The sequence below is a fragment of the Burkholderia sp. GW821-FHT14F03 genome, assembly GCF_058803765.1.
Map to the genome: position 1 here is coordinate 26,879 of NZ_JBXAPG010000061.1, position 10,676 is coordinate 37,554.

11 protein-coding genes are annotated in these 10,676 nt (G+C 62.4%); 9 read left to right on the forward strand and 2 right to left on the reverse strand.

The window, feature by feature from the left end; translation table 11 throughout:
• Nucleotides 1–6 precede the first annotated feature (6 nt).
• From AC1RQF_RS29530 to AC1RQF_RS29560, 7 genes are all read left to right on the forward strand, one after another.
• Nucleotides 7–1,164, forward strand: coding sequence for an iron-containing alcohol dehydrogenase (locus tag AC1RQF_RS29530; RefSeq protein ID WP_492873616.1), 1,158 nt, complete (start codon nucleotides 7–9; stop codon nucleotides 1,162–1,164).
• A gap of 37 nt (nucleotides 1,165–1,201) precedes the next feature.
• Nucleotides 1,202–2,236 (forward strand): NADPH-dependent curcumin/dihydrocurcumin reductase, encoded by a 1,035-nt coding sequence (gene curA / locus AC1RQF_RS29535; protein WP_492873617.1) that lies wholly within the window; start codon nucleotides 1,202–1,204, stop codon nucleotides 2,234–2,236.
• A 31-nt stretch (nucleotides 2,237–2,267) separates the two neighbouring features.
• The gene (locus tag AC1RQF_RS29540; RefSeq protein WP_443111430.1) at nucleotides 2,268–2,474 is read left to right on the forward strand and encodes a putative quinol monooxygenase; all 207 of its coding nucleotides are present in this window, start codon (nucleotides 2,268–2,270) and stop codon (nucleotides 2,472–2,474) included.
• A gap of 167 nt (nucleotides 2,475–2,641) precedes the next feature.
• Nucleotides 2,642–2,890, forward strand: a complete 249-nt coding sequence (locus AC1RQF_RS29545) for a DUF4148 domain-containing protein (RefSeq protein ID WP_273995995.1) — start codon at nucleotides 2,642–2,644, stop codon at nucleotides 2,888–2,890.
• A gap of 108 nt (nucleotides 2,891–2,998) precedes the next feature.
• The gene (locus AC1RQF_RS29550; protein ID WP_273995994.1) at nucleotides 2,999–3,127 is read left to right on the forward strand and encodes a hypothetical protein; all 129 of its coding nucleotides are present in this window, start codon (nucleotides 2,999–3,001) and stop codon (nucleotides 3,125–3,127) included.
• A 143-nt stretch (nucleotides 3,128–3,270) separates the two neighbouring features.
• Nucleotides 3,271–4,431 carry an MFS transporter gene (locus AC1RQF_RS29555; RefSeq protein WP_273998347.1) on the forward strand — a complete coding sequence of 387 codons (1,161 nt, stop codon included), beginning with the start codon at nucleotides 3,271–3,273 and terminating at the stop codon, nucleotides 4,429–4,431.
• Nucleotides 4,432–4,513: 82 nt separating this feature from the next.
• The gene (locus tag AC1RQF_RS29560; RefSeq protein WP_492873620.1) at nucleotides 4,514–4,951 is read left to right on the forward strand and encodes a nuclear transport factor 2 family protein; all 438 of its coding nucleotides are present in this window, start codon (nucleotides 4,514–4,516) and stop codon (nucleotides 4,949–4,951) included.
• Between the two features lie 61 nt (nucleotides 4,952–5,012).
• Here AC1RQF_RS29560 and AC1RQF_RS29565 read toward each other — a convergent pair whose 3' ends face one another.
• Nucleotides 5,013–6,707: a tetratricopeptide repeat protein gene (locus tag AC1RQF_RS29565; protein ID WP_492873622.1), complete on the reverse strand. Its 1,695-nt coding sequence runs from the start codon at nucleotides 6,705–6,707 to the stop codon at nucleotides 5,013–5,015.
• 376 nt (nucleotides 6,708–7,083) lie between these two features.
• Nucleotides 7,084–7,794, reverse strand: a complete 711-nt coding sequence (locus AC1RQF_RS29570) for a response regulator transcription factor (RefSeq protein WP_273995991.1) — start codon at nucleotides 7,792–7,794, stop codon at nucleotides 7,084–7,086.
• Between the two features lie 499 nt (nucleotides 7,795–8,293).
• Between AC1RQF_RS29570 and AC1RQF_RS29575 the strand changes: the two genes are divergently transcribed.
• On the forward strand, nucleotides 8,294–8,581 hold the full coding sequence (locus tag AC1RQF_RS29575; RefSeq protein WP_273995990.1) for an H-NS histone family protein: 288 nt from the start codon (nucleotides 8,294–8,296) through the stop codon (nucleotides 8,579–8,581).
• A gap of 1,002 nt (nucleotides 8,582–9,583) precedes the next feature.
• On the forward strand, nucleotides 9,584–10,676 hold a 1,093-nt coding region (locus AC1RQF_RS29580; RefSeq protein WP_492873624.1), incomplete at its 3' end, for an ESPR domain-containing protein.

Below are 10,676 nucleotides of genomic sequence, written 5' to 3' on the forward strand. Positions count from 1 at the left end.
CGCACGATGCAGAATTTCAGCTACTACAACCCCACGCGCATCCTCTTCGGCGAGAACACGGTGGCCCGCCTCGACGAACTGATTCCTCGCGACGCCCGCGTTCTCGTGCTGTACGGCGGCGCGAGTGCGCAAAAGACCGGCACGCTGGACGAAGTGCGCGCCGCGCTCGGTGCGCGCGAGGTCGAAACGTTCGGCGGCATTGAGCCGAATCCGACCTACGAGACGCTGATGAAGGCGGTCGAGCAGGTGAAGGCGAAGCGCATCGCGTTCCTGCTCGCGGTCGGCGGCGGCTCGGTGATCGACGGCACGAAGTTCGTCGCCGCCGCTGCGCTGTTCGATGGCGAACCGTGGCAGATCCTGGAAACGCATGGCGCGAACGTGCGCGACGCACTGCCGTTCGGCAGCGTGCTGACGCTACCCGCGACCGGCTCCGAAATGAACAGCGGCGGCGTGATCACGCGCCGCGCGACCCACGCGAAACTGGCGTTTCGCAGCGAGCACGTGTTCCCGGCGTTCTCGATTCTCGATCCGACCAAAACCTACACCTTGCCGGCGCGGCAGATCGCGAACGGCGTCGTCGACGCGTTCACGCATATCGTCGAGCAATACCTGACCTATCCCGCCGACGGCCTCGCGCAGGACCGCTTCGCGGAGGGCCTGCTGCAGACCTTGATCGAGATCGGCCCGAAAGCGCTGGCCGAGCCGCACGACTATGCGGTGCGGGCCAACCTGATGTGGGTCGCGACGCTCGCCCTGAACGGCCTGATCGGCGCGGGCGTGCCGCAGGACTGGGCGACGCACATGGTAGGCCACGAGCTGACCGCGCGCTACGACATCGATCACGCGCGCACGCTCGCGATCGTGCTGCCCTCGATGCTGCAGGTGCGGCGCGACAGCAAGCGCGCGAAGCTGCTCCAGTACGCGGCGCGCGTATGGAACATCACCGACGGCACGGAAGACGCGCGCATCGATGCGGCGATCGACGCGACGCGCGCGTTTTTCGAACGCCTCGACGTGAAGACGCGCCTGGTCGATTACGGCGTTGGTGCAGAGGCAATCGACCAACTCGTCGCGCAGCTCGGCGAACACGGCATGACGCAACTGGGCGAGCACAAGGATGTCACGCTCGACGTCAGTCGACGCGTGCTGGAAGGCGCGTTGTAACCCATCGCAAGCCATCGTCTCATCGAAGAGGGCATGTATGCCGCAAATCGAATCCATCAACCGCCGCATCGTACTGGCCGCCCGTCCGTCCGGCGCGCCGACGCCGCACGACTTCCGTCTCGAAACCCATGAGGTGCCGACGCCGCGCGACGGCGAAGTGCTGCTGCGCACGCTCTATCTGTCGCTCGATCCGTACATGCGCGGCCGCATGAGCGATGCGCCGTCGTATGCGCCGCCCGTCGAGCTGGGCGACGTGATGGTGGGCGGGACCGTCAGCCGGGTCGTCGCGTCGAATCACGCGCGGTTCGCGGCCGGCGATCTCGTGCTCGGCGCAAGCGGATGGCAGGATTACGCCGTGTCGAACGGCGCCGACCTGATGCCGCTCGGCCGGGACGTCGCGCATCCGTCGCACGCGCTGGGCGTGCTGGGCATGCCGGGGTTCACCGCGTATCACGGCTTGTTGAATATCGGCGAGCCGAAAGCGGGCGAGACCGTGGTCGTCGCGGCCGCGAGCGGCGCCGTGGGCTCCGTGGTCGGACAGATCGCCCGGCTGAAAGGGTGCCGGGTGATCGGCATCGCGGGCGGCGCCGACAAGTGCCGCTACGTGACCGAGACACTGGGCTTCGATGCCTGCATCGACCGCCGCGCGCCGGATTTTGCCGACCAACTCGCGAAGGCGTGTCCCGACGGCATCGACGTGTACTTCGAGAACGTTGGCGGCGCGGTGTTCGACGCCGTCCTGCCCTTGCTCAATGCCGGCGCGCGCGTGCCGGTTTGCGGCCTCATCGCGCACTACAACGCCAGCGCGCTGCCGCCGGGGCCGGACCGTTTGCCGTTGCTCGCGGGCGTGCTGCTCGCGAAGCGGGTCCGCATGCAGGGCTTCATCATCCTCGACCACTACGCGAGCGGCTACGCGGCATTTCTCCGGGAAATGGGCGAGTGGGCGGAGGCCGGCAGGGTCACGCTGCGCGAGGATGTCGTCGACGACCTCGAACAGGCGCCGCACGCTTTGATCGGCCTGCTCGAAGGCGAGAACTTCGGCAAGCTCGTCATCAAGGTGGCTGACGCCTGAGGCCCGGCGCACCGCGTGAGGAAGCCCATCCATGCGCATCCATCTCTTCGTCAGCCTGATCCCGAAGCCGGAACATGCAGCCGCGGTCGAGGCTGAACTCCGGCGCATGGTGACGGCGACCCGCGCCGAACCGGGCAATCTTCGCTACGACCTGTTCCGGCAGGCGGACGGACAACCGGGATTTCACCTGTTCGAAACCTGTCGGGACGAAGCCGCGATCGACGCGCACCGCGCCTAGCGCGCCAAGGTAGCGGATTGGCTGGTCGAGGCGCCGGACGTGAAGGCCCTCCTGGCGGCCGATGTCGCGGAGCAGGCGACCGATCGGTGAGCGGGCGGGCGAAACAAGGTCGCGGTGCGCGCCGGCTTGCAAACCGGCGCGCACCGTCGTGCGAACGAGAGGAAGCGATGCGTATCAATACCGTGTTGTCCATATGCGTGATGGCTTGCGCGATGACTTCCGCATTCGCGGAAACGCAGAGCGCGCTCACGCGGGAACAAGTGAGGGCGGAGCTTTATCAGGCATTTCTGGATGCCAGGCTGCCGCAGGACATGAAGCAAACGTATCCGTCGCCGCCCATGAATCAGGCCGATATCGCCGCCAACCGGCGACGCGACGTCGCGCGCAACGACGCCTATGCGCACTTCGTCCGATAAACCCGAATGCTTGCTCTAAAGACGGGACGGCGCGGAGGCCGTGCCGGCAGCCGCACCCGGCACGGGTGAACGACGCGCATGCGCTATCCGGAAAGAAGTCGATATGGCATGCTGTCGCTCCACGCGATACGCGACGGCTTGCGCGGCGATTCACCCGCGCGCGTCCCGCCCGATTGCGCACCGCAGAAACAGAATAACGATGCGCCGTATCCGTTGCTGAAAATCATCGAGGCATGACCGCGCGCGTGCGGCCATGTCATCGCGCGTCACCCGGCGCGGCTCGCCACGCAGTCCCTCGAATGCGCATTCCACGATAGACGATAGACGAGAGAGTGATGACATCGACTTTTCATGCCCGGCATCCGGCGGGCGCATTCGCGATGTTGATCGCGGCGTTCGCGATCAACATGAGCGGAACCACGTTGCCGACCGCGATCTACGGGCACTATCAACACCATTATGGGCTGACGCCCACCCTCGTCACGACGATCTACGCCGTGTATGCGGCCGGCGTGCTGGGCGCGCTACTCACGGTCGGCAACTGGTCCGATCAACTGGGACGGCGGCGCATGCTGCTTGCCGGGCTGCTTGCCTCGGCCTTGTCGTCCGTCGTGTTCCTGCTGAGCGACGGCGTGTCGACACTGATGCTCGCGCGGTTCCTGTCGGGCCTGTCCGCCGGGCTCTTCACCGGCACCGCCACGGTAGCGGTGATCGAAGCGACGCCGCCCGCGTGGCGCACGCATGCGACCCTGGCGGCGACTGCCTCCAACATGCTCGGCCTGGGCTGCGGCCCGCTGCTCGGCGGCATGCTGGTCGAATGGCTCCCGTGGCCGATGCGCCTGCCGTATGCAGCCCATCTGCTGCTCGTAGGTGTCGCGGCGGTGGGCGTGTGCCTGGTGCCCGAGACCGCACGCTTGCCCGCGCGCAGGAAGCTCGGCCTGCAGCGCCTTTCGCTTCCCGATGCCGTGCGACCGGTTTTCATTCCCGCGGCCATGGCCGGCTTCGCCGGATTTGCCGTCGTCGGCTTTTTCGCCGCGGTCGCGCCGCAACTGATCCGCGCCTCCCTGCATCTTCACAACGGCGTGCTGATCGGCGCGATCGTGTTTCTCGTGTTCGTGTGCTCCACCATCGGGCAGATCGCGCAGGCGCGGATCGCCGCGCGCTGGCGCTTGCTGGCCGGATGCGCCGGGCTGATCGGCGGCTTGCTGGCCATCGCGCTCAGCGTGCGGGAAAGCTCGCTGGACGCGTTGCTGGTCGGAAGCGTGCTGGCCGGAATCGGGCAGGGCATTTCGCTGCGGTCCGGCTTGAGCGAGATCGCCACGGCTGCTCCGCCGGACCGGCGCGCCGAAGTGACGTCGCTGTTCTTCGTCGTGCTCTACGTCGCCATTTCGCTGCCGGTGATCGCACTCGGCGTGGCGGTGCAAAAAGTCGGCATCGAACGGGCCACGTTGATTTTCGCCGGCGCGACGATCGTGCTGGTGGGATTGGCGTTGAGCATTTCGCTCGCGACCCGGCGCATGGAACAGCCGGGTGCGGCTTGACGCCCGCGTCTCGACGCATGGACCCGCCTGATCCGATCAAATGAAAATCGCCGCTGACGGGCGGCCTATCTGGGAGAGGAGCATGCAGCCACCGAAACACCTTCATCCGGCCGTGGTCGATTCGCTGAATCTGTGGCATCGGATGGTCGAGCAGCAAGATTTGAGCGAGTTGGCATCGATCGTCGCCCCCGGCGCGGAGTTTCGCTCGCCCATGGCTTTTTCGGCTTACCAGTCGGCCGCGGCGCTGACACTTGCATTGAATACCGTCATCCGCGTGCTCGAGGATTTTGCCTACCATCGCCAACTGGTGAGCGACGACGGGCTCAGCGTCGTTCTCGAATTCAGCGCACGGGTGGGCGAACGCAAGCTCAAGGGCGTCGATTTCATCCGCTTCGACGCGCACGGCAAGATCGCCGAATTCGAGGTGATGGTGCGCCCGCTGAATGCGCTGCAGGCGCTCGGCGCCGAGATGGGAGCGCGGCTGGGCGACAAGCTGCCCGCCTACAAGGCCGCGACGTGAGCGGCAGCGGCCATTGATCGGACTGGCATCCGCTCCGGTTCATGATGCGTGTGAACACGCATCATGCAGACTCATTGCGAGAACCCGCTTGTGCCTGCGCGACCCGGCTGTCGAGCGCCGCGACGACCTGCCGCACGACCTCGTCCCAGTCGCCGGGACGGCTCTGCCGAAACAGACGCAGCGCCTGCGGATACCACGGCGAATCGCTGCGCGACTGCATCCAACGCCAGTCGGTCCAGTATTTCGACAGCAGCACCCAGCACGATTTGCCGAGCGCACCCGCCAGATGGGCGACGGCGGTATCGACGGTGATGACCAGATCCAGTTGGGCGATCACGGCTGCCGTGTCCGCAAAGTCCGCGAGGTCCGGCCCGACCGGCATGACAGGCAGATGCGCAGGCGCGCGAGCGGCTTCTTCCTCTGCCGCGCCCTTCTGCAGGCTGATGAAACGCACGCCCGGCACCGACCATAACGGCGCAAGCGTCATAAGGCCCGGCAACGAGCGGGCGTCGTCGTTCTGATGTCCCGTGAAGCCTCGCCAGACGAGCCCCACCTTGAAGCCTTCGGCGGGCAAACGGTTGCGCCAACGCTCGAGTCGCGCCGGTGGTGCGCGCAGATATGGCAGCGACGCGGGGATCGTGTCGACCGTCGTACCGAGATACAGCGGCAGGCTCATGAAGAACGACCAGTAGTCGTAGGTGCGCGCAGGCTTGAGCGACGTCGTGACCTCGTCCACTCCATCGACCGTCGCGAGCAGCGCTGCGAGCGGTTCCGGGCAAATCAAGGTGAGATGCTTTACACCTCGTGCCTTCAGCAGCGGCACATAGCGCACGAACTGAAGGTAGTCGCCATAGCCCTGCTCAGGCCAGATTGCGAGCGACTTGCCGATCAGCGCCTGCCCCTGCCATTGCGGGTAGTGGAGCTGCGGGACCGAGGCATCGGCGCGCGTCGTTCTGCCCGCACGGTAACGAAACTCACCGTGCGGCCAACCCTCCTCGTAGCGCCCCTGGGCGAGCAGCAGGATCGCGAGGTTCCAGTGCGCATCGGCGAAATCCGGCCTGCACCCGAGCACTTCGTGGTACGCCGCCTCGGCTTGTGCTGGCCGCTCGAGCAGTCTGAGTGCCGTACCGAGATTGTTGCGCGCGTCGACATGCGCGGGATCGATCACGAGTGCCTGGCGCAAGGCCGGTTCTGCTTCATCAGGGCGATCGGTGCGCAACATCAGCAGGCCGAGGTTGTAGTGCGTGTGCACCAAGTGCGGATCGACTTCGAGCGCCCGTCGAAACACCGCGTCCGCGTCGGAAAACCGTTTGTCGCGCACGTAGATCGTGCCGAGATTGTTCATCACGCCGGTCGCGTGGGGATCGATTTCGAGTGCGCGCAGAAATGCCGCTTCCGCTTCGACGAAGCGCTGACGCTCCATCAACACGTTACCGAGGGTGTAGTACCCCCGCATGTAGCAAGGCCCCAGTTCGACTGCGCGGCGGCACATTGCTTCGGCCTCTTCGAGACGGGCTTGCTTCAAGAGCAGATTGCCGAGGTTGACGAGATAGACAGGGGCTTCGCTCTGCGCCAGTGCCCGACGCATCAATGCCTCGCCACCGGCCAAATCGCCCGCGTCGGAGCGTAGCAGGCCGAGCAGATGCAGCGCATCGGCGTGCTCAGGTTCGTGCGCGAGCACCTGGAGATAGCCGTCGGCAGCCTCCTGGAAACGCCCGGCTTGATGCATGGCATATGCGGTCAGGAACAGGGACATGAATGAGAGTGCGTATGCGTGGGTTCGATAGGGGCGCATAGCCCAATGACGCTTTCGCGATCGTGCGAGCGGTACTGCTACGTATCGACGTCGATATTCAAGTATCCAGAAAGTCTAGCACCGACGCGCTCGCGAGACTCGGGATCGACCATGTGGCGGCCCTCGGCCAAGCAGGGCGAATCGTCAGATTTCCGCGCTTTCAGATCACCAGCCCGAAGCGCGCCGCGCACCAGGCGCGATAGATGATGTCCGGCGAACCGTTCGGCGCGATCAGCGCGCCAAGCAGCACATTGGTGTGCTGCAGCTAGCCTCCCGTTCCGTTCCCGCGACTGGATCGCTCATGCAACCTGCCTGGCGGCGGGGGCCCGCGGAGGGTCTACTCGACGCTCTCCGATTCCTTTGCATCGAGCAGCTCCAGCCGGTATCCATGATTGTAGACAGCGCGGAGCCGGACGCCGTTTTGCGGGCCGAGGTGGAGCTTGGTGCGCACGCGATAGATGTGCGTGTCGAGCGTGCGTGATATCTGATCGGAGTCGCGGCCCCAGATCGATTTGATCAAACGCTCTCGCGGCATCACGCGGCCGCAATTCTGGAATAACGCGACGGCAATGCCGAACTCCCGGAAGGTCAGCTTGATCGGCTCGCCGTCCAGGAACACGGTTCCGCCTGCAATATCGAGCCGATAACGGCCCACTTCGAGCGACATGGGCGCCGAAGTGACGGGATAGGCGCGTCGCAGCAGGGCGCGGACTCGCGCAACCAGCTCATTCCGCCGGACCGGCTTGACCATGTAGTCGTCGGCGCCAGCCTCGAGCGCGACGACGAGCTGGTCCTCGCGCACCCGGTTGGTCAGGAACAGCACGGGAAGGTCTCTGCCGACCCGGGCGCGGATCCAGGCGAGCACCTCCAGCCCGGACATGTCCGGCAGGTTCCAGTCAAGCACGACCAGATCGAAGATGTCGGTTTCGAGGAAACGTATGGCTTCGGCGCTGGCGACAGCGCTCCGTACATCAAATCCTTCGGTGATCAACGTCTCGCGGATAAGTTGTGCCTGTGATGGCTCATCATCAAGGGACAGTATTCTCATTGCGACCGCTTTCCTTCGGGTTGCACAGATTTGCAAAAACTGGTTTGCATAAGTGTCGATTCATTCCTCCGGCAAGATGAACCGCTCTTGCCGGGAAATTGTTTCAAATAATTTCAAATCATTTGACCATGTGGTACGCGCTGAAGAATCGCACTTTTCACGGCATGATTTGTCAACATTTCTGAATGAAAGCCATATTCTTATTCTGTACATCTCGATGTGACAAATGTTTTCAATTGGCGACGGTCATGCCTATAGCCTGTGGTCTAAAGGTTGTTGCCATGAATTTAAGGGTTTGATGTTGACCATTCTTGTCGTTCGAGCTTGCTCGTACGATGAGGCATGTTGGAAGTCATGTTCTCGTCGTACAGATTGCCGGTGCGCCATGCGGCATCGTGAAGGGCAGGGCAAGCGTCCCGTGACCGGGGAGCATGAAGTACAAGATGTCGGCGTCTGCCTGTTCTGGCCATCGGAAATCAGATAACCGCGAGCATGCAGCATGGAATCCTATCGACAATACCTAGAGCAGAAATCTAAACTGGAGTCGCAGTTTGCCGAAGAGCGCCGGATCGCGGCGGAGGCCATTCTGCAGGAAATTCAGTATTGCATTCGAGAGTTTAGTTTCCTGCCGGAAGATATTTTCCCTGCGGAAATCCTCCGGCGCGCGACCAAGCGACGGGTCCGCTACTTCGACCCGGTCAGCGGCGCCACGTGGTCGGGATCAGGGCGCGCACCCGACTGGATTCGCGACAAGGATCGAAAGCAATTTGAAATAAATAATTTCTGATCGGGTCGGATCAGCGCCCCCCGGTTGATTCAATTCGCCGATCGGGCGGGCCGCGTTCGCAGCGTGACATGGTCTCGGAAAGGCATCGAAGAGCCTCGTTAGGCCGATCGCTGCGAGAGAAGGGCTCTACTCGCGCATTGGCCAGCGGCGCGGTTATCGGCCGGAATCTCGCCTGCCTATAGGCATGACGGTAATAGATTCGTCGAAGTACGTTTCACCTCATAACCCATCAAACATTCCCCTCGGCACGGGCGAACCTCGATGCCAAGGATGAGTCGGGCATAGGGTTCCGCACGGCTTTCGGTCAGCTGCGTCCTGCGATTCTCATTGTCCTCCCCAGTCTGACGTGCCCGACGCGATTCAGATGCCCCGTTGACCAATCCTTCTTCCATCCAGCGCAGCCCCCATCTTGAGGCGCACTGTTTCGATGGCAATTCCTGGTTTCGCTCCCTTATTTCACACCAATACGCTGTCCCTGGTAAATCCGCCAGGTTTGCGGCAAGCGCGCCTTTGTCGAGTCTTAAATCATTAGGGCAATCGATATGACTTATATATGGGGCGAGATGACAATTTGAACTGATTGTCATAATTTACATTTTTTAAAAATTTTCGTGACAAAAGTTTTCTTTGCGCGATCCGTCGATAAATATCATCCAATCGAATCATAAAAGAGATGGAGACCGCCGAGCGCACGATCGAATCCGACTAAAGATAAATCCTCGATCTCATTCCGCACGCGGAAGGCTGCTCCCATTTTTTAAATACCTCTATTTATTTGAATTTTCTGAAGCCCGTAAGTTGCAGGTTCACATGTTATTTCGCGTGTGACGAATGATGCGTCTTTGTAGCAAGGGGGGAGGTGAGCTTGATCGCTATGCCGCCATGCCGGCTTGGAAAGCCACACGGCAAAAGTACAGCCTTTAAAACGTTGTTGCTTGCGGCAAGACTTGAGCCGACACCTGTGGTCGCGCTGCCGATAGTTCTTATATAGGGGTATATATTTTGAATAAGTCATACAAGACAATCTGGAATGAGTCGCTCGGCGCATGGGTGGCTGCTTCTGAAATCGATTCAGCTAAGGGGAAATCGTCACGCTCACGGCGCGCGCCGGGAGAGCGTACTTCGATGCTTCGGTTGATCTTGAGGCCAACTGTGGTTGGGCTTGCCTTGCTCAGTGCCGCACCGTTGTCGTGGGCTGGTTACATTGCAAGCTGTACTGGAACCAACACTACCGCAACGGCAATTACGGGATCCGGAACCGGAAATGTAACCTATAACAATGTCAACGGAATCAATGGAGAGGGGGCCTGCGTCAATGGCGGCACGGGGGTTGTCTTATCGGAGAATAACAATGGCAACGGTGGCTTGAGCGGTACTCAGGCGTACATGATCATTGGGTCTACGGCAAACAACGCAGCTGGTGCGATCACCCTGTACGGCCCCCAAGGCATTTCGTTGAATGGCGTGACTGTCACCAGCGGCAAGCAAATCACGAATCTTGCCGCTGGAACGATTTCCGCTACCAGTACCGACGCGATCAACGGATCGCAGTTGTATACGACGAATTCAACTGTTACGTCGCTGTCGACTTCGACGTCGACCGGCCTCTCGTCGGCCAACAGCGCGATCACCTCGCTGTCCACCTCGACGTCGACCGGCATCAGCTCGCTTTCGACCGGCCTGAGCACCACCAACAGCACCGTCACGTCGCTCTCGACGTCGACGTCGACTGGCCTCTCGTCGGCCAACAGCAGCATCGCTTCGCTGTCCACCTCGACGTCGACCGGCATCAGCTCGCTCTCGACCGGCCTCAGCACCACCAACAGCACCGTCACGTCGCTCTCGACGTCGACGTCGACCGGCCTGTCGTCGGCCAACAGCAGCATCGTTTCGCTGTCCACCTCGACGTCGACCGGCATCAGCTCGCTCTCGACCGGCCTCAGCACCACCAACAGCACCGTCACGTCGCTCTCGACGTCGACGTCGACCGGCCTGTCGTCGGCCAACAGCAGCATCGTTTCGCTGTCCACCTCGACGTCGACCGGCATCAGCTCGCTCTCGACCGGCCTCAGCACCACCAACAGCACCGTCACGT